Genomic DNA, 26,331 nt, shown 5'->3' on the forward strand with positions numbered 1-26,331 from the left:
CTTCCAGGGACAGGAACGCGCCCAGGGCGGGGGTGCCGTCGGCGCCGTAGACCATGGTCTCTTCACACCCCTCCACAATCACGGAGTCATCGACCCGATACCGATCACACATCGCGGCGACCGCGATCAGTTTCGCGACCTCGATCGCGGTCTCCTGTTCATGAACATGCCGTAACGCCGCCGCGGCCTCGGCGTACCCGGGTGGAGCTTTTATCGAACTCATGTTCCCATTCAAACCGAGCCCACCGACAAAAATTGCCCGAAACCCGCCCAGCGACGGAACCTGATCAAAAAGCGGATGGGTGACCCAGCAATGTCACCAGCCGCGAGCGCGCCACTCGGCCAGGTGCGGCCGTTCCTCACCGAGGGTGGTGTCGTCCCCGTGGCCGGGATGCACAATCGTGCTGTCCGGGTACACGTTGAAGATCTTGGTCTCCAGGTCGCTCATCAGGGACGCGAAATCGTGGGCATTCCCGGTCTTCCCGGGCCCGCCGGGGAAGAGACAATCACCGGCGAAGATCCGTGCCGGCCCCTCATCCGGGGCGTACGCCAGCATGATCGCGCCCGGGGTGTGGCCGACCGCACCGACGACATCGAGGTGGGCCCCGGCGGGCAGCTCGATCCGGCTCCCGGTCCAGACCGGCTCCTGGGAGGTTCCGGTGGCGGCCTCGATCGAGTCCCGGTCGGGCTCGCCGCACACCAGCCGGGCGCCGGTGGCCGCAGCGATCTCGGACAGCGCCTGGATGTGGTCAGGATGGCGATGGGTGGTGACGATGGTCTGCACCGGATGGTCCCCGAGGAAGGACGCGATCCGGGGAGCGTCATTGGCGGCGTCGATCAGCACCGAACTGTCGGGGCCGGAGATCAGATAGACGTTGTTGTCGGCGGGGTTGACCGAGAACTTGGTCAGGCTCAACGGCCCGTCCAACGACTGGGTCCACGACCCGGTTCCGGGTTCCACATGTCCGTGCGGCATCGCTACCTCCTGAGTTGTGCCGGCTGAGCTCGAACGCAGCTGTGCAGAACTCAGGCCACCGGGCGTCCGGCCAGATCCGTATAGGCAACGTTAGCTTTCCCCCAAGCGAACTCCACCCGCGGCTGCTCACCCACCTGGTACACCATGATCGTCAGCCGGGCGGTATCGCTGATTCCGTGTTCCAGCCGGAACGAGTGGATCACCTCGTACAGGCTGTTCGGGTCGATCGTGTCGAACCCGATCGGGGTGACGTAGTTCAGCCGCGGCGTGACCGCGCGAGTGGCGATCGGTGCGTCCCGGTCGATCCGGGGCGTACGGCTCAACTCGAAGGCCGGGCAGTCGACGGAGTTCCCGCACTCGCCCGGCACTTCGATGCTCACCTGATCGCCCGTGCCGCCGTACTGGATCGCAAAGTTGTTGATCGTGGTGCTGCCGGCGACCCGCCGCAGGTCGGTGAGGGCGGTCTGCAGTCCCGCGGCCGAACGGATGTCGATGCCCTGCTGGTAGGGCTGCAGATCCGGGTCGAGCCACACGTGCACCGAGGTGTCCAGGCAGTAGAGGCGATAGTTCGGGTCACTGCGGGTGGCCACGGCCTCGATGTGCAGGCCGCGCTCGGTGCAGTTCTTCGGTGCCTCGCTGGCTGCCAACCGGGTCGCCAGGCCTTCGAAGTCGAGGTTGCTCGGGGTGAAGGGGCGGGCCGTCGCGGGCAGGTCATGCCGGATTCCGAATTGCTCGGGCCCCTGGTAGCCCTCCAACTGGGCCCATTGCTGGGTGACCTGTTTCTTCACCACTTGCACGGTGACCTCGCGCCGACCCAGATCGACCCGGATCGCGGAGTCCTCGGCAGCGTCGGTCACCCGCTTGACCGCCTTGCGGCCCTGAGCAGGTTGCAGATAGTCCGGCGGGGCGGGCTCGGTGCATCCGGCCAGCAGAACACCGGTGAGTGCAAGGAGCGCGACGCCGAAACGGGGAAGAGTCACCGCCACGCTGGCAGCGTAACCGAGTCCCCTCCGCGAACCCGGCCGCCACGCCCGGCGATCCAGCACAACAGATCCGCGGTGGTTCCGGTTACCTCGACGGTGTCGCCGTGGCCGGCGACCGTCTGGCGCAGGTCCGAACTGGTCGACACCAGCCGCAGCGCGGGCATCCGCTCGCTCTGCAACCGGGACAGCGTCCAGGCCAGGCCGGCCGCGGCGACATGCTCGGGGATCCGGTCGGGCCGAAAACCGATGTCCAGGTCGACGTGATGCACCACCACCTCGGTGAGCCGGGCCAGCGGCAGCGCCCGGACCGGGATCGCCGCGCCGGAGCGCAGGGACACCTGCTGGTTCCAGTGATCCTCACCCAGCGTGTGGAACGCGTTGAACAACTGGTCGGCGCTGGTGTCCAGGTCGACCTGCAACTGCATCCCGGAGCGACCGGCCCCGTTGTCGATCAGCGTGTCCCGATCCACGGTGTACATCTCGGCCGGTACGCCGACCCGGACCCCGTTCACCAGCCGGGTGAAGGCGTCGGCGTTGCGGGCCAGATGGGTGGCGACATGGCCGCGGGACCAGCCGGGGAGCCGGGAGGGGCCCCGCCACTGGTCGTCGGTCACCGAGATCGTGTCCCGCAGCAGGACCGTGGTCGCCCGGTGCATCTCCTGCCGAACGGCCGTTACGTCTCTGGTGGCCGCCTCGAGTCGAGATGTCATAGCCCCCACGGTATGGGAGATGTCAATAACTGTCAGCGCCACCCCGTACTCTCGAACGCGTGGATGATCGCCTGATTGTACGGGGAGCGCGGGAGAACAACCTGCGCAATGTCTCCCTCGACCTGCCCCGAGACTCGCTGATCGTGTTCACCGGCCTGTCGGGTTCGGGCAAGTCCTCGCTGGCCTTCGACACGATCTTCGCCGAGGGGCAGCGGCGCTATGTGGAGTCGCTGTCCTCCTATGCGCGCCAGTTCCTCGATCAGGCCGACAAGCCCGACGTCGACTTCATCGAGGGCCTCTCCCCGGCGGTGTCGATCGATCAGAAATCGACCAGCCGGAATCCGCGCTCGACGGTGGGCACGATCACCGAGGTGCACGACTACCTCCGCCTGCTGTACGCCCGGGCCGGGCGGCCGCACTGCCCGGTCTGTGGGGAACCGATCGCGCGACAGACCCCGCAGCAGATCGTGGACCGGCTGATGGCGCTGCCGGAGGGCACCCGGTTCCAGGTGCTGGCCCCGGTGGTCCGCGGGCGCAAGGGCGAGCATCTCGAAGTCTTCTCCCAACTGGCCGGCGACGGTTTCGCCCGGGTCCGGGTCGACGGGACGGTGCACCAGCTCACCCATCCGCCGACGCTGAACAAACAGCAGAAGCACCAGATCGACGCGGTGGTGGACCGCATCGCGATCAAGCCCACCGCGAAGCAGCGGCTCACCGATTCGGTGGAGACCGCGCTGCGGCTGGCCAATGGGGTGGTCGGGGTCGAGTTCGTCGATCGGCCCGCCGACGATCCCGAGCGCGAGCGCCGCTATTCGGAGAAGATGGCCTGCCCCAACGAGCACGACATCTCGATCGAGGAACTCGAACCGCGTCAGTTCTCCTTCAACGCGCCCTGGGGGGCCTGCCCCGAGTGCACCGGCCTGGGCACCAAGATGGAGGTCGACCCGGATCTGGTCATCCCGGATCGGTCCAAGTCGTTGGCCGAGGGAGCGGTCGCGCCCTGGGCCGGTGCCCACGTGGCCGACTACTTCGGCAAGCTGCTGACCGCGATGGGCCAGGCTCGCGACTTCTCCATGGACACCCCCTGGGAGGCATTGCCGGCCACCATCCAGGACCTCATCCTGAACGGGGAGGAGGAACCGCTGGTCGTGCGCTACCGCAACCGGTACGGCCGGGAACGCTCCTACTCCGCCAACTTCGAGGGTGCGATCCATTTCGTGCACCGGCGCCACAACGAGGCCGACAGCGACGCGGCCCGGGAACGGTTCGCCGGCTACATGCGCGAGGTTCCGTGTTCGGCCTGCCACGGGGCCCGGCTCAAGCCGACCTCCCTGGCGGTCACCGTCGGCGGTCGCAACATCGCCGAGCTCAGTGACCTGTCGATCGAGGAGGCCGCCACGTTCCTGGGCGAGCTGGAGCTGTCCCAGCGGGAGGAGGCGATCGCCGCCCGGGTGCTCAAGGAGATCCGGGCGCGGCTGAAGTTCCTGCTCGACGTCGGCCTGGACTACCTGACGCTGTCCCGGTCGGCCGGCTCCCTGTCCGGCGGTGAGGCGCAGCGGATCCGGCTGGCCACCCAGATCGGATCCGGGCTGGTCGGGGTGCTGTACGTGCTCGACGAGCCCAGCATCGGCCTGCACCAGCGGGACAATCACCGGCTGATCGAGACGCTGGTGCGGCTGCGGGACATGGGCAACACCCTGATCGTCGTCGAACACGACGAGGACACCATCCGGGCCGCCGACTGGGCCGTCGATATCGGGCCCGGCGCCGGCGAGCACGGGGGGCACGTGGTGTATTCGGGTCCGGTCGCCGACCTGCTCACCTCGACCGAGTCCCTCACCGGCGCCTACCTGTCGGGGCGCCGCGAGATTGCGCTGCCGGCGTACCGGCGACGGGGGACGGGCAAGCAGATCACCGTGCACGGGGCGTACGAGAACAACCTGCGCGACGTCGACGTGTCCTTCCCGATGGGGAAGCTGATCGCCGTCACCGGGGTCTCCGGATCGGGCAAGTCCACCCTGGTGAACAAGATTCTCTACACCGCCCTGGCCAAGCAGATCTACCACGCCAAGGCCGTGCCCGGGCACCACCGGTCGCTGTCGGGGACCGAACTGGTCGACAAGATCATCCATGTCGACCAGTCCCCGATCGGGCGGACCCCGCGGTCGAACCCGGCCACCTACACCGGCGTGTTCGATCGGATCCGCAAACTGTTCGCCGAGACGCCCGAGGCGAAGGTCCGCGGCTACCAGCCCGGCCGGTTCTCCTTCAACGTGAAGGGCGGCCGCTGCGAGAACTGCATGGGCGACGGCACGATCAAGATCGAGATGAACTTCCTGCCCGATGTGTACGTGCCCTGCGAGGTGTGCCACGGGGCGCGCTACAACCGGGAGACCCTCGAGGTGCACTACAAGGGCAAGTCGATCGCCGAGGTGCTCGACATGCCGATCGAGGAGGCGGCGCACTTCTTCGATGCGTTCCAGTTGATCTCCCGGCACCTCAAGACCCTCAACGAGGTCGGCCTCGGCTATGTCCGGCTGGGGCAGCCGGCCACCACGCTGTCCGGCGGTGAGGCGCAGCGGGTCAAGCTGGCCGCCGAACTGCAGCGGCGGGCGACCGGGCGGACGATCTATGTGCTCGACGAGCCGACCACCGGGTTGCACTTCGAGGACATCCGGCGCCTGCTGGCCGTGCTGCAGAAACTGGTCGACCAGGGCAACACCGTGGTGGTGATCGAGCACAACCTCGATGTGATCAAGGCCGCCGACTGGATCATCGACATGGGTCCCGAAGGGGGCCGGGGCGGTGGCCAGGTGGTGGTCGAGGGCACCCCGGAGCAGGTCGCCGACTGTGCCGAGTCCTACACCGGCCAGTACCTCAGACCCCTGCTCGAGGGCCGTCGGGTGCCGCTGGCCGAGCCGGCCGAGGAATTGCCGCTGGAGGTCGCCGCGCCGCGCAACGGGGCGACGCGGAAGGCGACGACCACCGCGAAGAAGACCCCCGCAAAGAAGACCGCCGCGAAGAAGACGACCACCGGGAAGAAGGCGACCGCCGCGAAGAAGACGACGACCGCCCGGAAGACCACGGCAGCGAAGAAGACGACGACCGCCACGTAGCAGCGGCCGTCGCCGGTCAACCGACCTTGAGGTTGTCCCCGTCGACCACCACGGGGACGCTGGTCAGTCCCCTGGTGGCGGGTCCGAGCGTCCGGTGCCCATCGGTGATCGCGAACTCCGACCCGTGGCAGGCGCACACGATCGACTGACCCCGGACGAAGGTCACCATGCAGCCCATGTGCGGGCAGGTCTTGCTGAACGCCTTGAAATCACCCGAGGTCGGCTGGGTCACCACGTACGGGGATTGCAGCAGTACGCCGCCGCCGACCGGAACATCCGCCTTCGGGATCTCCACGGTCCCGGCCGGCGGAGTGCTGCCGTAGTCCACCGGGGGAGTGGGCTGGCGCCCCGCACAGGCCGTCAGCGCCACCCCGGCGGTCGCCACGGTAGCGATGCCGACCCCGCGCAGCACGGTACGCCGGCTCGGTCCGGTCCGCTCCGGTCCCTGCGGCGCCGCAGCGTCGGTGGTCGGTGCGGACTCGGGTACCTCGGACATCTGGACCTCCAGGGGGCTGACAACGATGCCGGTCCAGGCTACGTCGTGCCCCCAGCCGGAACGGACCGAAACCGTCTGTCGAGCCGCCTACTCTGGTGGGCATGGCTGATCCGAGTACCTATCGCCCCGCGCCCGGGGCGATCCCGACCTCGCCCGGGGTCTACCGGTTCCGCGACGAACACGGCGTGGTGATCTACGTCGGCAAGGCGATCAACCTGCGCTCCCGACTGAACTCGTACTTCGCCGATCTGTCCTCGCTGCACGAGCGGACCCGCCGGATGGTCACCACCGCCGCCAAGGTCGAATGGACCGTCGTCGGCAACGAGGTCGAGGCGCTGCAGCTGGAGTACTCCTGGATCAAGGAGTACGACCCGCGGTTCAACGTGAAGTATCGCGACGACAAGTCCTATCCGTGGCTGGCGATCACCTGGTCGGAGGAGTTCCCGCGGGTGTTCGTCGGCCGCGGCGCCAAACGCAAGGGCACCCGCTACTTCGGACCCTACGGACAGGCCTGGGCGATCCGGGAAACCGTCGATCTGCTGCTGCGGGTGTTTCCGATGCGCTCGTGCTCCAAGGGCACCTTCAACAACGCCCAACGCAGCGGCCGGCCCTGCCTGCTCGGCTACATCGACAAGTGCTCGGCCCCCTGTGTCGGCCGGATCAGTGCCGAGGACCATCGCGCGATCGTGGAGGACTTCAGCCAGTTCATGGGCGGGCATGCCACCCACCTGATCCGGCGGCTGGAGACCCGGATGCAGCTGGCCGCCGACGACCTCAACTTCGAACTCGCCGCCAAGTATCGCGACGACATCGCCGCCCTGACCAAGGCCATGGAACGCAACGCGGTCGTCCTCGGCGACGGGACCGATGCCGATGTGATCGCCCTGGCGGAGGACCCGCTGGAGGCCGCCGTGCAGATCTTCCACGTCCGCGGCGGCCGGATCCGGGGCGAACGCGGCTGGGTCGCCGACCGGGTCGACGACGCCGGCACCGCCGAACTGATCGAGACCTTCCTGGCCCAGCTCTACGTCGACGCCGAACCCGCCGCGATCCCGCGCGAGGTCCTGCTGCCCGAACTGCCCGCCAGCGCCGAGGCGATCGCCGACATGCTCAGCGAGCGGCGCGGCGGCCGGGTCCAGCTCCGTGCTCCGCAGCGCGGCGACAAACGGACCCTGCTCGACACGGTCGCCCGCAATGCCGCTGAGACGCTGATCCGGCACAAGACCAAACGGGCCTCCGACCTCACCACCCGGAACCGGGCCCTGGCCGAGATCGCGGAGGCGTTGGGGCTGCCCGAGGCCCCGCTGCGGATCGAGTGCTACGACATCTCGCACCTGCAGGGCACCGAGGTGGTGGCGTCCATGGTCGTCTTCGAGGACGGACTGCCCCGCAAGAGCGAGTACCGCCGCTTCATCATCAAGGGCTTCGAGGGCCAGAACGATGTCGCGGCCATGCACGAGGTGATCACCCGTCGGTTCCGCCGGCTGCACGACGACCGGGCTGCGCTGGCCGCCCGGGCCGATCTGGACGCTGCCGCCGCGCCCACCGGGGAGACGGGGGCCGACACCGCGCTGCTGGTCGACCCGCAGACCGGTAAACCGATCAAGTTCGCGTACGCCCCGGCGCTGGTCGTCGTCGACGGGGCCCAATCCCAGGCCGCCGCCGCACAGGACGCGCTGGACGAACTCGGCATCAGCAAGGTCGCGGTCTGCGGCCTGGCCAAACGCCTGGAGGAGGTGTGGCTGCCCGACGACGAATACCCGGTGATCCTGCCGCGCACCAGCGAGGGCCTCTACCTGCTGCAGCGCGTCCGCGACGAGGCGCACCGGTTCGCGATCACCCACCACCGGGGCCGCCGGTCCAGGGCCATGGTCGAGTCCGCGCTCGACGACGTGCCCGGCCTGGGCGAGGTCCGCCGCAAGGCCCTGCTCAAGGAGTTCGGCTCGCTGAAGAAGCTGCGCGCCGCGACCGCCGAGGAGATCGCCGCCCTGCCCGGATTCGGCCCCCGGACCGCCGAAGCGGTCGTCGCGGCCCTGGCCGGTCAGCAGCCCCAGCCCGCGGTCAACGTGACCACCGGGGAGGTCCTCGGATGAGCCGAGTCCATAATGGGCCTGTGACCCGACCCGACCCGCACCCGGTGGTGTCCGACCCCGCCGGACCCGATGCCCTCGCCGAGAATCCGCTGCCCGCCCCGCAGGTGCCGCCGGCCGCGGAACCGGCCCCGGATGACATTCGCGTCGTGGTGGTCACCGGCATGTCGGGCGCCGGCCGGCGTACGGCTGCCCACGCGCTGGAGGATCTCGGCTGGTACGTGGTGGACAATCTGCCGCCGGCGATGCTCGCGACGCTGTATCAGGTGGCCCGGGACGAGGGATTCACCCGGATCGCCACCGTGCTCGACGTGCGCAGCCGGGGCCTGTTCGACCAACTGCCCGATGTGTTCGCCGAACTGGAGGAGGCCGGGACCGTTCCCGAGATCCTGTTCGTCGAGGCGACCGATCAGATCATCGTGCAGCGCCAGGAATCCTCGCGTCGACCGCACCCGCTGCAGGGCGACGGGCGGCTGCTCGACGGGATCCGCGCCGAGCGCCAGCTGCTGGCCACGCTGCGGGCGGCCGCCGACCTCGTGATCGACACCTCGTCGATGAATGTGCACCAGCTCAATGCTCGCGTCTCGCACGCCTACGAGGGGGAGTCCTCCGAACGGCTGCGGGTGACGATCATGAGCTTCGGGTTCAAGAACGGGTTGCCGATCGACGCCGACATGGTGATCGACGTCCGGTTCCTGCCGAACCCGCACTGGGTGCCCGAACTGCGGCCGCATTCGGGGCTGACCGAGCCGGTCCGCGAGTACGTGCTCACCCAACCGGCGGCCGGGCCCTTCCTGGTGCAACTGGAGGCGCTGCTGCTGACCGTCGCCGAGGGCTACCTGAACGAGGGCAAGCGGTTCGCGACCATCGCGATCGGCTGCACCGGCGGCAAGCATCGCTCGACCGCGATGGCCGAGGAGCTGGGCCGCAAGCTGCGCGCGCGGGGAATGCCGACCAAGGTGCTGCACCGGGATGTGGGGAAAGAGTGAGACGACGTTTCGACCTGGCATTCGACCGGCTGCCGCCGGTCACCGCCTTCGGTGGGGGCCATGGCCTGTACGCGTCGCTGAGTGCGCTGCGACGGGTCACCGACCGGCTGACCGCCGTGGTCACCGTCGCCGATGACGGCGGCTCCTCGGGCCGGCTGCGCAAGGAGTTCAACTGCCTGCCGCCGGGCGATCTGCGGATGGCGCTGGCCGCCCTGTGCGGCGACGACAAGGACGGCCGGACCTGGGCCGATGTGCTGCAGTCCCGCTTCGTCAGCGACGGCCCGCTGGCCGGCCACGCGATCGGGAACCTGCTGATCGCCGGGCTGTGGCAGAAGTTCGACGACCCGGTCGAGGGTCTGGACATGGTGGCCGAACTGCTGAACGCGCGCGGCCGGGTGCTGCCGATGGCGTCGGTGCCGTTGGAGATCGTCGCGGAGGTGCTCGGGCTGGACCCGCTGCATCCCGATGAGATCTCCACCATCCGGGGCCAGTACAAGGTGGCGACCACCGCCGCCGAAGTGCGGGCGGTGCGGCTGGAGCCGAAGGATCCGCCGGCGCACCCGGAGGCGATCAAGGCGGTGCACGAGGCCGAGTTCATCGTGCTCGGTCCGGGGTCGTGGTTCACCTCGGTGCTGCCGCACCTGCTGGTCCCGGAGCTGGCCGACGCGATCGTCACCACTCGGGCCAAGCGCATCCTGAACCTCAATCTGACCCAGGCCGGTGAGACCCAGGGATTCACCCCGGCCCAGCACATCGAACTGCTGGCCGAACACGCGCCGACCCTGCGGCTGGACTATGTGGTCGCCGACACCCACTTCGTCGGCAACGACCGGCACCTGCAGTCGTACGCCGCCTCCTTCGGGGCCGAACTGGTGATCGCCGATCTGGCGATGCGCGACGGCACCGCCCGACACGATCCGCTGCGCCTGGCGTCGATCATGGCCGAAATCATGGGGGTGTGATTCGAGCCGCTAGGCTGAACGGCGGTGCGCCGCCGGGACGATCGAGAACAATGACTGGCCACGCAGGGAGGACTGACATGGCACTCACACAGCAGGTGAAAACCGAACTGGCCGCGCTGGAGGTCACCCTGCCGCACTGCCGCGCGGCCGAGGTCGCGGCGACCCTGCGGTACGCCGGCGGCCTGCACATCGCCGGCGGCCGGCTGGTGATCGAGGCCGAACTCGACCACGGGGCCGCCGCCCGCCGGCTGCGGACCGCGATCAGCGAAATGTACGGCCACGAGTCGGAAATGGTCGTGGTGAATGCCTCCGGCCTGCGCCGCGGCACCCGTTACGTCGTTCGGGTGATCAAGGACGGGGAGTCGTTGGCCCGGCAGACTGGGCTGATCGATTCCCATGGCCGGCCGGTCCGCGGTCTGCCGCCGCATGTGGTCGCCGGCGGCACCTGCGACTGCGTGTCCGCCTGGCGCGGGGCCTTCCTCGCGCACGGCTCGTTGACCGAACCCGGTCGCTCGATGTCGCTGGAGGTGACCTGCCCCGGGGCCGAGGCGGCCCTCGCCCTGGTGGGCGCCGCGCGTCGGCTGAACGTGGTCGCCAAGACCCGCGAGGTGCGTAACGTCGACCGGGCCGTGGTCCGCGACGGCGACGCGATTGCCTCGCTGCTGAAACAGATGGGCGTGGTCGACACCCTCAAGGTGTGGGAGGAACGCCGCACCCGGCGCGAGGTGCGCGCCTCGGCGAACCGGCTGGCGAACTTCGACGACGCCAACCTGCGCCGCTCCGCCCGCGCCGCGGTCACCGCCGGTGCCCGGGTGCAGCGCGCCCTGGAGATCCTCGGCGACGACGTTCCGGACCATCTGCTCGCCGCCGGCCGACTCCGGGTGGAACACAAGCAGGCCTCCCTGGAGGAGCTCGGGCAGCTGCACCAGCCGCCGCTCACCAAGGACGCCGTCGCCGGCCGGATCCGGCGGTTGCTGGCCACCGCCGATCGGCGCGCCGACGAACTCGGCATCCCCAACACCGAGGCCGGGCTGAGCCCGGAGCTGCTCGAGGACAACTGAGGGTTCCGCGCCCGGGCCCGGTCGACCCCGGCGCGGTCGGCGTCCCAGCAGGTGTCTCGCATCACACTTGCCACCCCCACCCAAAATGCGCACACCGGCTCGATAAAGTTGGCCCTGCCGAGACAATCGCAGAACCGGAGTCGTCTCCGGAACTCCCTCTCACAAGGAGCACAGCAGTATGACCGTTAAGGTTGGCATCAACGGATTCGGCCGCATCGGCCGCAACTTCTACCGCGCGCTCGTCGCCTCCGGGGCCGATGTCCAGGTGGTCGGGGTCAACGACCTGACCGACAACGCCACCCTCGCCCATCTGCTCAAGTACGACTCGATTCTGGGCAGGTTCGACGGCGAGATCAGCCACGACGACGAGTCGATCACCGTCAACGGCAACAAGATCATGGCGTACGCCGAGAAGGACCCCGCCCAGCTGCCGTGGGGAGCGATCGGCGCCGACATCGTGATCGAGTCGACCGGCCGCTTCACCGACGCCACCAAGGCCCAGGCCCATATCGAGGCGGGTGCGAAGAAGGTCATCATCTCCGCGCCGGGCAAGAACGAGGACATTACCATCGTGATCGGCGTCAATGACGGCGAATACGATCCGGCCAAGCACAACATCGTGTCGAATGCCTCCTGCACCACCAACTGCCTCGCCCCGATCGCGAAGGTGCTCAACGACGAGTTCGGCATCGTCAAGGGCCTGATGACCACCATCCACGCCTACACCGCCGACCAGAACCTGCAGGACGGCCCGCACAAGGATCTGCGCCGCGCCCGCGCCGCCGCCCTGAACATCGTCCCGACCAAGACCGGTGCCGCCGCCGCGGTCGCCCTGGTGCTGCCGGAGTTGAAGGGCAAGTTCGACGGGTACGCCTTGCGCGTGCCGACCCCGACCGGCTCGGTCGTCGACCTGACCTTCGAGGCCAGCCGCGAGACCACCGTCGAGGAGGTCAACGCCGCGGTCAAGAAGGCCGCCGAGGCCAACCCGCGGGTGATCGCGTACACCGAGGATCCGATCGTCTCCAAGGACATCGAGACCGATCCGCACTCGACCATCTTCGACTCCGGCCTGACCAAGGTCATCGGCAACATGGTCAAGATCGTCACCTGGTACGACAACGAGTGGGGCTACTCCAACCGGCTGGTCGACCTGGCCGTGCTGATGGGCGAGAAGCTCTGAGCGATTCGTTCGCGCACACCGTGAACCCATCAGAGCGGGGTCGTACGCCGTCCGGCGGCGGCCCCGTTCTGCTGTATCCGACAACCCCACACAGGAAGGCTGCACCGTGAAGTCCATCTCCGATCTCGGCGATCTCCAGGGCAAGAAGGTCCTGATCCGCTGTGACCTGAACGTCCCGCTCAAGGATGGGGTCGTCACCGACGACCTGCGCATCAAGTCCTCGGTCCCCACCCTCACCCAGCTCCGCGACGCCGGCGCGGCCGTGATCGTGCTGGCCCACCTCGGCCGGCCCAAGGGCCAGGTCAAGCCGGAGTTCTCCCTGGCCCCCGCCGCGAAGCTGCTGGGCGCCGAGCTCGGCACCGAGGTGAAGCTGGCCGACGACGTGGTGGGCGAGTCCGCCCGGGCCCTGGCCGCCGCGCTGCAGCCGGGCGAGCTGATGATGTGTGAGAACGTCCGGTTCGAGCCCGCCGAGGAGTCCAAGGACGAGGCCGAGCGCACCGAGCTCGCGCAGAAGTACGCCGCTCTCGGCGCCGACGTGTTCATCTCCGACGGCTTCGGTGTGGTGCACCGCAAGCAGGCCTCGGTCTACGACGTCGCCAAGCTGCTTCCGAACGCGGCCGGGCTGCTGGTGGAGAAGGAAGTGCAGGTCCTCAAGCAGCTCACCACCGAGACGAAGTCCCCGTACGTGGTGGTGCTGGGCGGCGCGAAGGTCTCCGACAAGCTCAAGGTGATCGACAACCTGCTGCAGAAGGCCGACACCCTGGTCATCGGTGGCGGCATGCTGTTCACCTTCCTCAAGGCGCAGGGGCTGGAGGTCGGCAAGTCGCTGCTGGAGGCCGACCAGGTGGACGCCTGCCGCGGCTACCTCGCCGAGGCGGAGAAGCTGGGCAAGCAGATCGTGCTGCCCACCGACATCATCGTGGCCCCCGAGTTCGCCGCCGACGCGACCCCGACCGTGGTGGCCGCCGATCAGATCCCGGCCGACCAGATGGGCATGGACATCGGCCCGGACACGGCCAAGGCGTTCGCCGAGATCGTGGCCGGGGCGCACACCGTGTTCTGGAACGGCCCGATGGGCGTGTTCGAGATGGCCGCCTTCGCCGGCGGCACCAAGGCCGTCGCCGAGGCGCTGACCAAGGTGCAGGGGCTGTCGGTGGTCGGCGGCGGGGACTCCGCCTCCGCGGTCCGCTCGATGGGCTTCACCGACGCCGACTTCGGTCACATCTCCACCGGCGGCGGCGCCTCGCTGGAGTACCTCGAGGGCAAGGAACTGCCCGGCCTGGCCGTCCTGGAAGGAAAGTGAGCCGATGACCGAACGCATGCCGATCCTGGCCGGCAACTGGAAGATGAACCTCGACCACGCCGAGGCGACCGTGTTGGTGCAGAAGCTGGCCTGGGACCTCAAGGACCATCGTTTCGACCCGGCGAAGGCCGAGGCCGTGGTGATCCCGCCGTTCACCGCCCTGCGTACCGTCCAGTCGCTGGTCGAGGGCGACCGGCTGCCGCTGAAATGGGGCGCCCAGGACGTGTCGCAGCATGACGACGGCGCCTACACCGGTGAGGTGTCGGCGACCATGCTGACCAAGCTGGGCTGCAGCTATGTGGTCGTCGGTCACTCCGAGCGCCGGCAATACCATGCCGAGACCAACGAGATCGTGCTGGCGAAGGCGCAGAAGGCGCTGGCGAACGGTCTCACCCCGATCGTGTGTGTCGGCGAAGGTCTGGACGTCCGCAAGGAGGGCCGGCACGTCGAGTACACCCTGGAACAGGTCGCCGGCAGCCTGCAGGGGATCATCAACGAGGATCTGGCCAAGGTGGTGATCGCGTACGAACCGGTGTGGGCGATCGGCACCGGCGAGGTGGCGACCCCCGAGGACGCCCAGGAGGTGTGTGGCGCGATCCGGCAGTTCATCGCCGAGGCGTTCCACCTGGACATCGCCAACGCGCTGCGGATCCAGTACGGCGGCTCGGTCAAGGGCAGCAACGTGGGCGAGATCATGGCCCAGCCCGACATCGACGGGGCCCTGGTCGGCGGGGCCAGCCTGAAGTACGAGGACTTCTCCAGCATCGTCCGCTTCTATCAGGACGCCTGACCCGTCCGACCCGCACCAACCGCACAGGGGCGCCCGAGAAATCGGGCGCCCCTGTGTGCTCCCCGGACGAATTTCTGTCGGAGCCGGTTGGCAGAATCAGCCCATGCGGCGATTCCTCAGCAGGTCCGACGGTCGATGGATCGCCGGTGGCGCGGCAGTGGTGGTGCTCGGCCTGGTCGTCGGGCAACTGATCGCCGGGGCACTCAGCAACGCGCTGGCGGTCCGGTTCGTCGACAAACAGGTGCCCGCCGAGCAGCCGACGGTCACCGACGCGCTCGAAGTCACCCCGCTGGCTCCGCTGGCCGGGGTGGAACTGCCGGAGAGCCTGATCGCCCGCCCCCGGCTCACTCTGGCCGACCGGCTCGTGCGGCAGGCCGTCGCCGGGCGTACGCCGGACCCGGCCCGGGCCCCGGTCACCGTCTCGGTGCGGTTCACCGACGCGGCGGCCGACGACGAGGGGTACGCCGTCGCGGTCACCGGGGACCGGATCACCGTGACCGGCAGCGAACTCGGCGCCGGCAACGGCCTGTTCCGGATCGCCGATCAACTCGCCGCGGGGCATCCGTGGTCGGCGCTCGGCACCGCGGGGGTGGTCCGCCCGGCGCTGGCCGACCGGTTCGTCGACACCGGCGCGGTCGGCGTACGCCCGGACCCGGCCGCCTACCGCCTGCAGCAGGACTACCAGCACGCCTCCGGGGCGCTGGAGGACGTGGTGCTGGCCGAAGCCCCCTATGTCGACGAGGCCGCCCTGGCCCGGGTCGACGCCGAGTGGCGCGACTACATCGACCACGTGGTTGCCTACGGCTACAACGGGGTGGTGATCGGCGGCTTCCTGGAGTACGTCAACTTCGACCGACTCGGCGACGGGCAGCAGATCTACCCCGCCGACAGCCCGTACCGGGCCCGGCACAACGCGATGAAGCACCGGGTCGGGGCGATGTGGCGCTACGCCCACGAGATGGGCCTACGGGTGGTGTTCAAGTCCGACATGTTGGCACTGACCGGGCCGCTGCAGGCGTACCTGGAGCGGGAGACCGGGATGAATCCGAGCGACCCAAGGTTATGGGCGGTCTACCGGGCCGGGCTCGACGAATTCTTCGCCGACTTCGACTGGGTGGACGGGTTCATGATCCGGATCGGGGAGGGCGGCTCGATCTACAACCACCCCGGCTGGGACTACTTCTCCCGGCTCGCGGTCACCGACGCGGCCGGCGTCCGCACCATGCTGGACACCTTCACCGGGGTCGCCGCCGAACACGGGGCGACCATCTACTTCCGCACCTGGTCGGTCGGGGTCGGCGACATCGGTGACATGCACACCAACCCCGCGACCTATCAGCGCCTGCTCGGGGACTTCCAGCGGGACAATCTGGTCGTCTCGACGAAGTTCGTGAGCGGGGACTTCGACTCCTGGCTGCCGCTGAACCCGACCCTGCGGGTGGGGCAGCAGCGCCGCCTGATCGAAATGCAGGGCCGCCGGGAGTTCGAGACCTTCAGCGCCGTCCCCGACGACATGGGCCCCGCGCATCAGCAGGCGCTGCGGGAACTGGGGGCCGCGAACCCGCACATCGACGGGTTGTGGCTGTGGACCCAGGACGGCGGGCCGTGGCGCGCCGGGCCGATGTCGCTGTACCTGAAGGACGGCAACTGGAAGCTGTACGACCACAACGTCTACACCGCCGCCCGGCTGGCCTGGGACCCGGACACCGACCTGGGCCGGGCCAGTAGCGACTGGATCCACCGCAGCTATTCCCACGACCCCGCGACCGTGGCCGCGATCGGGTCGGTGCTGCACGATTCCCGCGCCGCGATCCTGGACGGGCTCTATCTGCGCCCGTACGCCGAGAAGCAGGTCTTCGCCCTCGGCCTGGAACCCCCGCCGATGATGTGGATCTTCAAATGGGACATCGTCTCCGGGGACGCCGCGGCCCTGTCGGCGGTCTATGTCGGCTCCCGCGGGCGGGTGGACGAGGCGATCGCGGCGGGGGAGGGGGCCGTCACGACCGCCGAACGGATGCGGGCGGCGTACGCCCGGGCGGACCGGGCCACCTTCACCGACCCGGCCGACCACGACCGGCTCGCCGCCGCGCTGGACTACGAGGTGGATCTGCTCCGTACGCTGCAGACCTGGCGGGTGCTGTTCCTGCGCCACTACGAATGGCTGGACACCGGCTCCCCGGCCGCCCAGCGGGCCTGGCAGGACGCCGTCCCGGCCTACCGGGCCGCGGTCGCCGCCCACGAAGCCCGCTGGGGCGGCAACCTGGATCTGCCGCCGTACAACTTCTTCGCTGCCGACATCGGGCTGACCCACCTCGAGCGGACCCCACCGGCCCGGTTCGCGGCGGTGGCCCTGCTCGCGCTGGGCATCGGCGCGCTGCTCGTGGTGCCGTCGCTGCGCCGCGGCGCGTTCACTCCGTGGCGGGTCGCCGGACCGGCACCGGGCCGGGCCGAGCGGATCGCCACCTGGGCGGTCCCGGCGGTGCTCGCGATCGGCAGCCAACTCGTGTTCAGCGCCGCGGCGTCGCCGTGGTACCTGGTGGTCAGTCTCGGCTTCCTCGGCTGCACCGCGCTCGTCCCGCGGCTGCTGGTCGCCCGGACCGGGGCGGACCCGCACGCGCTGTGGAGCGCCCTGGGCGGGTCCTGGCTGCTCGGCGCACTGTTCTTCCTCGGCGCCCTCGCCTGGCGCGGCCCCGGCGGCTACTGGCTGCGCCTGTTCACCGCCGACACCGTCCGCAGCAGCTACGTCACCCTCGCCACGGCCCTGGTCGCGTGGTGGCTGTACGCCATCGTGGCCGGGCTGCACACGGCGTACGGGCTCCGGGTCCGGCAGGGGATCGGGGCGATCCTGGGCGGCTTCGGGCTACCGGTGGCCCTGGTCGGGGCGCTGCTGGCCGCCGTCGGCCTGGAACGGGGCCTGACCACGCTCAACGACGAGATGGCGATCCTGCCGCTGGGGCTGTCCCGGATCCTCGGGCTGACCGTGCACCTGGGGATTCCGTCGGCGCTGCCGACCTGGCTGGTGGGAACCGGTGCCGGGCTGCTGATTCTCGGCGCCGCGCTGGCGGTGGGCCGGACCGGAAATCGGCGGGGCGCGGCCCGCGGCCGGAAGGGAGAAAACGCCCGTCACAGCGGGCCCGGCGCGTTTGGTTCTGCGGGAGTGCAGGGTTAAAGTTGCGCCGTGATTCTTGTGCCCATGATGAGCTGGCCGGTGCTGACGGTGTCGATCGTAGTGGTCGTCCTCAGTGTGATTCTGGCCCTGATGATCCTGTTGCACAAGGGCCGCGGCGGCGGTCTGTCCGATCTGTTCGGTGGCGGCATGTCAACCTCGCTCGGCGGCACCTCGATTGCCGAACGCAACCTGGACCGGATCACCACGATCATCGGGGTGCTCTGGGTCCTGGCCATTATCGGGCTGCTGCTGCTGTATCGCTACTACCCCAACGCGGTCTGAGTACAACCCAGTTCCAAACCGTGCCCGCAGACCCGGGGCACGCGTCCCTCGTGCCCGATCGGGCCCCTTCACACTAGGAGAAAAATGGCAGGTGGTAGCGCCATCCGTGGCTCGCGCGTAGGTGCCGGACCGATGGGCGAGGCCGAGCGCGGTGATGTCGCCCCCCGGCTGTACGTCTCGTACTTCTGCGCCAACGGCCACGAGACCACGCCCGCATTCGCCGCCGACGTGCAGGTGCCCGAGTCCTGGGACTGCCCCCGCTGCGGCCTGCCGGCCAACACCGACTCCAGCAACCCGCCGCCGCCCCCGCGGACCACGCCGTACAAGACGCACCTGGCGTACGTGAAGGAACGGCGCAGCGACGCCGAGGCAGCCGACATCCTCTCCGAGGCGCTCGATGCGCTCCGGGCCCGCCGCGCCCGCGGCGACGTCATCTACTGAGCGTCGGCCGCACCCCCGAAGCCACCACAGGCCCGTCCGGATCATTCCGGGCGGGCCTGTCGCTGTTCGAGGACTCGGCTGCGGGCTCAGTCGGGCAGCTGGGCGGCCGCCTCGATGTCGACCCACCACCGGGTCTGGTTCCGGCCCCGGACCACACCGGCCGGCACACTCGGATCGGCGGCCACCGAGCGGGCCACGGCGTCGGCCTTCTCGGCCCCCGCGGCCACGAACCACACCTCGGACGACTCGTTCAGCACCGGGAGGGTCAGGCTGATCCGCTCCGGGGGCGGCTTCGGCGAGTTGCGTACGCCGATCACCCGCTGGGTCGAGGACTGCTCGAACGACGGATGATCGGGGAAGATCGAGGCGACGTGGCCGTCGGGCCCGATCCCGAGCAGACAGATGTCGAAGACCGTATCGCCGAGCTCCTCGGCGTACGCGGTCGCCGAGGCAAGCAGGTTGAGCGATTCGGGGGCACCGTCCGCGGCCGGCATCGGATGCACCAGCGCCGGGTTGAAGGTCACCGACCCGCCCAGCGCCACCAACGTCTGGCCCGCATTGCGGTCGGGGTCGTCGGTGGGGACGAAGCGTTCGTCACCCCACCAGAACTCCACCCGGCCGGAGTCCATCCGGCCGGCGTGCTGCGCCAGTTTGATGTAGAGCCGGTTCGCGATCCGGCCGCCGGTGAGGCACAACTGCACCACCCGGTCCGGATCCTGCTGGAGCTTGGCGATCCGATCGACCAGCTTCTCCGCGGCCGCCTCGGCCACCGCGTCGGGATCGGGATATCTGAGCACCTTCTCGCTCACAATTCTCCTGGGACTAGGCGGGCCGGCCCGCAGGACGCGGGCCGACCCGGTGTTGGGAAGCAGGCCGCTCAGGCCTGTTCGAGTGCCTTCTCGACGGTGTCGACCAGTTCGTTCCAGGAGACCACGAACTTGTCCACCCCCTCGTCCTCGAGCACCTGGACGACATCGTCCATGTCGATCCCGGCGGTCTTCAGATCGGCCATCACGGCGCGGGCGTCGGCCAGGTTCGGGGTGATCTGGTCCCCGCGGGTGGCGCCGTGGTCGGCGAAGGCCTTCATGGTCTTCTCCGGCATGGTGTTCACGGTGTCCTGGGCGACCAGTTCGGTCACGTACAGCGTGTCCGGGTAGGTCGGATTCTTCACCCCGGTGGAGGCCCACAGCGGCCGCTGGACGTTCGCGCCGGCCCCCAGCAGGGCCTGGTACCGCTCGGTCTCCACCGCGTTCAGGTGCATCTCGTAGGCCAGCCGGGCGTTCGCGACGGCCGCCTTGCCCCGGAGGTGTTCGTACTTGGTGCCCTCCAGCCGCTTGTCGACCTCGGTGTCCACCCGGGAGACGAAGAAGGACGCGACCGAACGGATCTTCGCCAGGTCCAGGCCGGCCGCCTTGGCCTGCTCCAGCCCGGCCAGGTAGGCGTCGATGACCTCCTGGTAGCGCTGCAGGGAGAAGATCAGGGTCACGTTCACGCTGATCCCGGCCCCGATCACCGCAGTGATCGCCGGCAGGCCCTCCCGGGTCGCCGGGATCTTGATGAACACATTGGCCCGATCGACCTTCTCGGCCAGGAACTTCGCCTGGGCGATGGTGGCGTCGGTGTCGCGGGCCAGGTCGGGGTCGACCTCGATCGAGACCCGGCCGTCCTCGCCCTCGGTCTCGGCCGCCACGCTGTCGAACACGTCGCAGGCGTTGCGGACATCGTCGGTGGTCAATTCCTTGATCACCGCGGCCACGTCCAGGCCCTCGGCCTTGAGCCGGCCGATCTGCTCGGAATAGGCCTGACCGTTCTTCAGCGCCGCGGCGAAGATGGTCGGGTTGGTGGTCACGCCGACGACCGAGTAGTTCTCGATCAGGTCGGCCAGGTTGCCGGAGTTGATCCGGTCGCGGGAGAGGTCGTCGAGCCAGATGGACACTCCGGCGTCAGCCAGAGCGCGGAGTCGCTGTTCCATGATTCCTACTTTCGAAGGTTCAGTTGTCCGGAAAGGGGCAGCTCAGTGGGGGCGGACGGCCGGGCCGACGGGGCCGTGCGCCGCGCGGGGGAGGGTGGGGGCCAGTTCGCCGTTGGCCGCCGCGATCGATTCCTTCGCCGCGGCGACGACCGCCGCGGTGCTGAAGCCGAACTTCGTGAAGAGGTCGGCGCCCTTGGCCGACGCCCCGTAGTGGTCGATCGCGACCGGGCGTCCGGCTTCGCCGAGCAGGTCGTACCAGCTCATCGCGATCCCGGCCTCGACGCTGACCCGGGCCTTCACCTGGGGCGGGATGACCGAGGTGCGGTACGCGTCGTCCTGCTCGTCGAACCATTCCCGGCACGGCATCGAGACCACCCGGGCCGCGATGCCCTCGGTGGCGAGCTGTGCCTGGGCCTCGACGGCGTACTGGACCTCCGAGCCGGTGGCGATCAGGACCACGTCGGGGGTGCCCTCGGCGTCCTTGAGGATGTAGCCGCCCTTGGCGACCCCGTCGACGGAGGCGAAGCCGTCGGTGCCGCGCGGGAAGGTCGGGATGTTCTGCCGGGTCAGGGCCAGGGCCGCGGGCCGGTCGGTGTGCGCCAGCAGGGCCTTCCAGGCGGCCACTGTCTCGTTCGCGTCACCGGGGCGGATCACGTCGAGGCCGGGGATGGCGCGCAGGGCCGAGACATGCTCGATCGGCTGGTGGGTCGGTCCGTCCTCGCCGACACCGATGGAGTCATGGGTCCACACGTAGGTGACCGGAATCTCCATCAGCGCCGCCAGCCGCACCGAGGCCCGCATGTAGTCGGAGAACACCAGGAAGGTGCCGCCGTACACCCGGGTGGGGCCGTGCACGGTGATCCCGTTCATGATCGCGCCCATGCCGTGCTCGCGGATGCCGAAGTGCAGCACGCGGCCGAACTCGCTGCCGGTGAACATCTTCGACTGGCGGTCCTCGGGCAGGAAGCTCGGTTCGCCCTTCGGGGTGGTGTTGTTCGAGCCGGCCAGGTCGGCCGAGCCGCCCCACAGTTCGGGGAGCTTCGGCGCGGCGGCGGTGAGGAAGTTGCCGCTGGCGGCGCGGGTGGCGACCCCCTTGGCGTCGGCCTCGAAGACCGGCAGATCGGCGTCCCAGCCCGCAGGCAGTTCCCGCTTCTGGAGCCGGTCGAACAGAGCCGCATTGTCCGGATTGGCGGCGCGCCAGGCGTCGTAGCGCTCCGACCAGGCCGCCTCCAGGGCTTTGCCGCGCTCGACCAGACCGCGGGTGTGGGCGATCACCGCGTCGGCGACCTGGAAGGTCTGCGCCGGATCGAACCCGAGGATCTTCTTGGTCGCGGCGACCTCCTCCTCACCCAGTGCGGCACCGTGCGCCTTACCGGTGCCCTGCAGGGTCGGGGCGGGCCAGCCGATGATCGTGCGCAGCCGGATGAAGCTCGGCTTGTCAGTGACCCGGTGGGCCTCCTGCAGCGCGGCGTACAGCGCCTGGACGTCCTCGTGGTAGTCGCCGTTGTTCACCCAGTCCACGGTCTGGACGTGCCAGCCGTACGCCGCGTACCGGCCGGGGACGTCCTCGTTGAAGGCGATGTTGGTGTCGTCCTCGATCGAGATCCGGTTGTCGTCCCAGATCAGGGTGAGGTTGCCCAGCTGCTGGGTTCCCGCCAGCGAGGAGGCCTCGCCGGAGACGCCCTCTTCGAGGTCACCGTCGGAGGCCAGGGCGTACACCCGGTGATCGAAGACCGACTCGCCGGCCGGCGCCTCGGGATCGAACAGACCCCGCTCGCGGCGGGCGGCCATCGCCATCCCGACGGCGTTGCCGATGCCCTGACCCAGCGGGCCGGTGGAGGTCTCCACGCCCGGGGTCAGGCCGTACTCGGGGTGCCCCGGGGTCTGCGAGCCGTAGGTGCGCAGCGCCTTGAGGTCATCGAGTTCGAGGCCGAACCCGCCGAGGTAGAGCTGGCAGTACAGCGTCAGCGAGGAGTGTCCGCAGGAGAGCACGAAGCGATCGCGATCGACCCAGTGCGGGTTGGCCGGGTTGTGTCGCATGACCTTCTGGAAGAGCAGGTACGCCGCCGGTGCGAGGCTCATCGCGGTCCCGGGGTGACCGTTGCCGACCTTCTGCACCGCATCGGCGGCCAGCAGCCGGGCGGTGTCCACTGCTTGGGAATCCAGTTCGGTCCATTCCAGCGGGGAGGCGGAATCAGTCATCTACGGTCCTTCCGTTCGCGAGAGGCTCGGGACCGACGAACAATGTCCGGTCCGGCTGGTTCGAGCCTACTCACTCGCGACTGTGCCGGTGCCACCGCCTGCCAATAGTTGCCACGGCCCCGCGCAGGGTCAGAACAGAATCGGGTCGATCGCCATCGCGAGGAAGAGGATCGCGAGGTAGGAGTTGGAGAAGTGGAACAGCCGCATCGGGCGCAGTTCGGCGTCCCGCAGCCCGGCCCGGGCGCGGCGCAGCAGGCCCACCGCCTCGATCAGGAACCAGATCCCGCCGACGATCGCCACCCCGGCGTACAGCCACCCGGTATGGGCGACCGGCCACAGCAGCAGCGAGGTGATCACCGTGAGCACGGTGTAGATCAGGATCCGCACCGCCACCCGCGGCGCCTCCATCACCACCGGCAGCATCGGGACGCCGGCATTCGCGTAGTCCTCGCGGTAGCGGAAGGCCAGCGCCCAGGTGTGCGGCGGGGTCCAGAAGAACACGATCGCGAACATGATCAGCGGCGGCCAGTCCACCGAACCGGTGACCGCGGTCCACCCGATCAGGGGCGGGAAGCAACCCGCGATACCGCCCCAGACGATGTTCTGCGACTGCCGGCGCTTGAGCCACATCGTGTAGATGAACACGTAGTACGCGTTCGCCGCCAGGGTCAGGATCGCCGAGAGCGGGTTGACCCAGATCAGGAAGACCGCCGTCGAGACGATCGCCAGCACGAAGCCGAAGATCGTGCCCGCCAGCGGGCTCACCTTGTGCCGCGGGATCGCCCGGCGGCGGGTCCGGCGCATCTTCTCGTCGATGTCGCGGTCCAGAACACAGTTGAACGTGTTCGCTGAGGCCGAGCCGAGCCCACCGGCGACCAGCGTCGCCACCACCAGGCCCAGGTCCGGCAGCCCGCGCGCGGCGAGGAACATCGCCGGGAGGGTGGTCACCAGCAGCAGCTCGATCACCCGCGGCTTGGTCAGCCCCACGTACGCCCGAACCACGTCCAACCAGCCGGCCCGCGGGGTCGACTCGACCGACGCCGGCTCGACGACCTGCCGGACAACCGGTGGGGGAGCCACCTCCGGGGTCGACGCGGACGCCTGGGGCTGGACTTCAATTCGGGACACGGAACCTCATTCGCTCGTTCGGGCGTGGTCGGCTGATCGACCTCCGTCCGATCGGATTCCCGGGCAGTTTACGCCAAAGTCACCCGATGGTGGTCGATCCGTCCGCGGGCTACCGCAGGCTCACTCGCCGGACCGCGAACAGCATGTTTGCCGCCAGGGCGGCGATCACCGAAACGCCGATCATGTGCAGCATGATGATCCAGGCCGGCAGGCCGTTGAAGTACTGCAGGTAGCCGACCAGGCCCTGCGCCAGGGTGGCCACCGCGAGCCAGATCGCCTGCGTGGTCCGGGCCTTCCAGATCACCAGCGCCAGCAGGATCAGCAGCAGCCACACCGTCCAGGCATGGGCCTTGGCGATCCCCTCCAGCAGCAGGCCGTTGCGGGCCACCACGTTCGCGTCGCCACTGTGCGGTGCGGCGCCGGTCACCATCGTGCCCAGCACCATGGCCAGCATGCTCACCACGAACGCGGCCAGGGTCAGGGCGTACCCGGTCGGCGGGACCGGGACGGCGGTCCGGCGGTACGCCCGGCGCACCAGCGCCACCAGGACCACGATCATCGCCACCGAGACCAGCAGATGGGAGGCGACCACGAACGGGTTCAACTGGGTGAGCACGGTGATCCCGCCGAGCACCGCCTGCAGCGGCACCCCCATCGCGCCCCAGAACGCCAACTGGCGGATGTCGCTGCGCGGGCGGCCGCGGTCGCGGACCCGCACCGCGGCGACGAAGGCGCCGATCGCCAGGGCGACCAGCACGAAGGTGAGGGTCCGGTTGCCGAACTCGATCACCCCGTGCAGACCCATCCCCTGCGGAATCAGCGAGTCATTGGTGCACTTGGGCCAGGTCGGGCAGCCCAACCCGGACTTGGTCAACCGGACCAGGGCGCCGGTCACGATCAGGGCCATGTTCCCGGCCAGGCTGCCCACCGCCCAGCCGCGCAGCGCGGACCAGCCCCGGTCCGCGCCCTCGACGGGGGCCGGGTGTTCGGCGGGTCGGGGTTGGGTCACGGCATCCATCGGAATCCCTTTCGTGCAAGCAAGATGCCGACCAGCGCCCAGCCGGCGAGGACGGCGAGCGGCCAGGCGGCGACCTGACCGAGGGCGGCATTGCGCAGGGCCTCGCCGAGGGCCGCGCTGGGCAGCCCGGCCAGGACCGGCTGCAGTGCGGCCGGGTACGCCGACAGCGGCAGAATGACCGCGCCGGCGGAGATGAGCAGCAGGTAGATCAGGTTGGCCAGCCCGAGGGTGGCCTCCGCCCGCAGCGTACCGGCGAGCAGCAACGCCCATGCGGCGAACGCCAGGACGGCCAGGGCCGCGGCCAGGACCGCGATCAGCCAGGGCAGTGGTGCCGTGGCCGGGCGCCACCCGAGAATCAGCGCCAGGCCGACCAGGACCACCAACTGCAGCGCCACGGTCAACCCGACCGCCAGCGCCTTGCTCAGCAGCAGTCCGGTCCGGGTGAGCGGGGTGGCGGCCAGGCGTTCCAGGACGCCGTAGCGCCGGTCGAAGCCGGTCGAGATCGCCAGCGAGGTGAAGCTGGTCGACAGCAGCGCCATCGCCAGCACCGACGGCGCCAGGGTCCGCAGTTCCAGGCCCAGCCCGCGGCCGAGGAAATGACCGCCGAGCAGCACCAGGATCGGGATCACCAGCGCCAGCAGGATCTGCTCGCCGTTGCGCAGCAACAGCCGGGTCTCCAGCAGGCCGGTACGCCGGATCCGCTGCCCGGCGGGGGCAACCCCCGGCGCGGGGGAGAAGTCCAACTCGGCACTCACAGATTCATCCCCGCATCGGTATGGGCCAGGAAGACGTCCTCCAGGCTGGCCTCGGCGGTCAGTTCGGCGACCGTCCCGTTGATCCGGGCCCGGCCGTGGTCGACGATCCAGATCCGGTCGGCCAGTTCGGCGGCCTCGTCCATCGCGTGGGTGGTCAGCACCACGCTCACCCCGCTGCTGCGCAGTCGCCCGATCAGCGTCCAGACCGCGTGTTTGGCGTGCGGGTCCATCCCGGCGGTCGGTTCGTCGAGGAACACCAGTTCGGGGCGCCCGATCAGCGCTCCGGCCAGGTTCACCGCCTGCTTCTGCCCGCCCGAGAGGCGGCGGTACGGCGTACCGGCGAAGCGGTGCAGGCCGAGCAGGTCGGCGAGCTGGTCGACATCGAGCGGATGGGCGTACAGGCCGGCCAGGTAGCGCAGCAGTTCCAGCGGGCGCACCCCCGACCAGGCTCCGGCACTCTGCGGCATGACCCCGACCCGGCCGCTCTCGACCGCGTCGCGGGCGGTGTCGCCGAGCACGGCGATCGAGCCGGTGTCGGGTCGCAGCAGCGCGGTGCAGCAGCGGATCAAAGTGGTTTTGCCGGCTCCGTTGGGACCCAGGATCGCGGTCACCTCACCGGCGCCGGCCTGCAGACTGAGGCCGTCGAGGATCCGGGTCGTGCCCCGGGTCAGGCCGACCGAGTCGACCAGAAGGGCTGGTTCGTGCACC

The 26,331-nt window shown here is 69.5% G+C and carries 23 protein-coding genes; 11 read left to right on the forward strand and 12 right to left on the reverse strand.

From position 1 onward, the window contains the following. The 4 genes from G531_RS22350 to G531_RS0112490 all read right to left on the reverse strand — a co-directional run. The coding region (locus G531_RS22350) for a hypothetical protein (RefSeq protein ID WP_035758798.1) at positions 1-223 on the reverse strand (223 nt) is incomplete at its 3' end. A 93-nt stretch (positions 224-316) separates the two neighbouring features. Next, entirely contained in the window at positions 317-976 is a 660-nt protein-coding gene (locus G531_RS0112480) for an MBL fold metallo-hydrolase (protein ID WP_026927506.1), read from the reverse strand. Between the two features lie 50 nt (positions 977-1,026). Then, positions 1,027-1,962, reverse strand: a complete 936-nt coding sequence (locus G531_RS0112485; protein WP_026927507.1) for a hypothetical protein — start codon at positions 1,960-1,962, stop codon at positions 1,027-1,029. Beyond that, positions 1,953-2,669, reverse strand: a complete 717-nt coding sequence (locus tag G531_RS0112490) for a maleylpyruvate isomerase family mycothiol-dependent enzyme (protein WP_081684093.1) — start codon at positions 2,667-2,669, stop codon at positions 1,953-1,955. Before G531_RS0112490 ends, G531_RS0112485 begins: the two co-directional genes overlap by 10 nt. Before the next feature lie 59 nt (positions 2,670-2,728). Here G531_RS0112490 and uvrA point away from each other — a divergent pair, with 59 nt between their 5' ends. After that, entirely contained in the window at positions 2,729-5,785 is a 3,057-nt protein-coding gene (gene uvrA, locus G531_RS22355) for an excinuclease ABC subunit UvrA (protein ID WP_035758799.1), read from the forward strand. A 16-nt stretch (positions 5,786-5,801) separates the two neighbouring features. Here the strand turns inward: uvrA and G531_RS27010 are convergent, their stop codons facing one another. Then, positions 5,802-6,281 carry a Rieske (2Fe-2S) protein gene (locus tag G531_RS27010; RefSeq protein ID WP_081684094.1) on the reverse strand — a complete coding sequence of 160 codons (480 nt, stop codon included), beginning with the start codon at positions 6,279-6,281 and terminating at the stop codon, positions 5,802-5,804. A gap of 101 nt (positions 6,282-6,382) precedes the next feature. Here G531_RS27010 and uvrC point away from each other — a divergent pair, with 101 nt between their 5' ends. The 10 genes from uvrC (at position 6,383) to G531_RS0112550 (ending at position 18,548) form a co-directional block, all read left to right on the forward strand. Beyond that, a complete protein-coding gene (uvrC, locus tag G531_RS0112505; RefSeq protein ID WP_026927509.1) occupies positions 6,383-8,374 on the forward strand; it encodes an excinuclease ABC subunit UvrC in 1,992 nt (663 codons plus the stop codon). A gap of 137 nt (positions 8,375-8,511) precedes the next feature. Next, positions 8,512-9,360: an RNase adapter RapZ gene (gene rapZ, locus G531_RS0112510; protein WP_281177511.1), complete on the forward strand. Its 849-nt coding sequence runs from the start codon at positions 8,512-8,514 to the stop codon at positions 9,358-9,360. Then, a complete protein-coding gene (locus G531_RS0112515; RefSeq protein WP_373277315.1) occupies positions 9,357-10,322 on the forward strand; it encodes a gluconeogenesis factor YvcK family protein in 966 nt (321 codons plus the stop codon). The genes rapZ and G531_RS0112515 overlap by 4 nt, the downstream gene beginning before the upstream one ends. A gap of 77 nt (positions 10,323-10,399) precedes the next feature. After that, positions 10,400-11,383, forward strand: a complete 984-nt coding sequence (gene whiA / locus G531_RS0112520; RefSeq protein WP_026927512.1) for a DNA-binding protein WhiA — start codon at positions 10,400-10,402, stop codon at positions 11,381-11,383. 178 nt (positions 11,384-11,561) lie between these two features. Further along, the gene (gene gap, locus G531_RS0112525) at positions 11,562-12,563 is read left to right on the forward strand and encodes a type I glyceraldehyde-3-phosphate dehydrogenase (RefSeq protein WP_026927513.1); all 1,002 of its coding nucleotides are present in this window, start codon (positions 11,562-11,564) and stop codon (positions 12,561-12,563) included. A 106-nt stretch (positions 12,564-12,669) separates the two neighbouring features. Further along, positions 12,670-13,866, forward strand: coding sequence for a phosphoglycerate kinase (locus G531_RS0112530; protein ID WP_026927514.1), 1,197 nt, complete (start codon positions 12,670-12,672; stop codon positions 13,864-13,866). Between the two features lie 4 nt (positions 13,867-13,870). After that, positions 13,871-14,656 carry a triose-phosphate isomerase gene (gene tpiA, locus G531_RS0112535; RefSeq protein WP_026927515.1) on the forward strand — a complete coding sequence of 262 codons (786 nt, stop codon included), beginning with the start codon at positions 13,871-13,873 and terminating at the stop codon, positions 14,654-14,656. Positions 14,657-14,759: 103 nt separating this feature from the next. Then, complete coding sequence (locus G531_RS22365) at positions 14,760-17,825, forward strand: hypothetical protein (RefSeq protein WP_145978713.1); 3,066 nt, start codon at positions 14,760-14,762, stop codon at positions 17,823-17,825. A 27-nt stretch (positions 17,826-17,852) separates the two neighbouring features. Continuing rightward, the gene (gene secG / locus G531_RS0112545; protein ID WP_051215446.1) at positions 17,853-18,107 is read left to right on the forward strand and encodes a preprotein translocase subunit SecG; all 255 of its coding nucleotides are present in this window, start codon (positions 17,853-17,855) and stop codon (positions 18,105-18,107) included. Between the two features lie 84 nt (positions 18,108-18,191). After that, positions 18,192-18,548 (forward strand): RNA polymerase-binding protein RbpA, encoded by a 357-nt coding sequence (locus G531_RS0112550; RefSeq protein WP_081684096.1) that lies wholly within the window; start codon positions 18,192-18,194, stop codon positions 18,546-18,548. Between the two features lie 86 nt (positions 18,549-18,634). On the opposite strand, the gene pgl is transcribed toward G531_RS0112550, so the two are convergent. The 7 genes from pgl to G531_RS0112585 form a co-directional block, all read right to left on the reverse strand. Continuing rightward, a complete protein-coding gene (gene pgl, locus G531_RS0112555) occupies positions 18,635-19,357 on the reverse strand; it encodes a 6-phosphogluconolactonase (RefSeq protein WP_245630493.1) in 723 nt (240 codons plus the stop codon). A gap of 68 nt (positions 19,358-19,425) precedes the next feature. Further along, complete coding sequence (gene tal / locus G531_RS0112560) at positions 19,426-20,520, reverse strand: transaldolase (RefSeq protein ID WP_026927519.1); 1,095 nt, start codon at positions 20,518-20,520, stop codon at positions 19,426-19,428. A gap of 42 nt (positions 20,521-20,562) precedes the next feature. Further along, the gene (gene tkt / locus G531_RS0112565; protein WP_026927520.1) at positions 20,563-22,722 is read right to left on the reverse strand and encodes a transketolase; all 2,160 of its coding nucleotides are present in this window, start codon (positions 22,720-22,722) and stop codon (positions 20,563-20,565) included. Positions 22,723-22,851: 129 nt separating this feature from the next. Beyond that, positions 22,852-23,850 (reverse strand): heme o synthase, encoded by a 999-nt coding sequence (locus G531_RS0112570; protein ID WP_026927521.1) that lies wholly within the window; start codon positions 23,848-23,850, stop codon positions 22,852-22,854. A gap of 109 nt (positions 23,851-23,959) precedes the next feature. Further along, complete coding sequence (locus tag G531_RS0112575; protein WP_026927522.1) at positions 23,960-24,868, reverse strand: COX15/CtaA family protein; 909 nt, start codon at positions 24,866-24,868, stop codon at positions 23,960-23,962. Next, entirely contained in the window at positions 24,856-25,623 is a 768-nt protein-coding gene (locus G531_RS0112580; RefSeq protein ID WP_026927523.1) for an ABC transporter permease, read from the reverse strand. The genes G531_RS0112575 and G531_RS0112580 overlap by 13 nt, the downstream gene beginning before the upstream one ends. Next, positions 25,620-26,330 (reverse strand): ABC transporter ATP-binding protein, encoded by a 711-nt coding sequence (locus G531_RS0112585; protein WP_026927524.1) that lies wholly within the window; start codon positions 26,328-26,330, stop codon positions 25,620-25,622. The genes G531_RS0112580 and G531_RS0112585 overlap by 4 nt, the downstream gene beginning before the upstream one ends. Position 26,331: the final 1 nt, after the last annotated feature.

Origin of the sequence: Granulicoccus phenolivorans DSM 17626 = NBRC 107789 = JCM 15570, from assembly GCF_000423085.1 — a bacterium.
Taxonomy (GTDB): domain Bacteria; phylum Actinomycetota; class Actinomycetes; order Propionibacteriales; family Propionibacteriaceae; genus Granulicoccus; species Granulicoccus phenolivorans.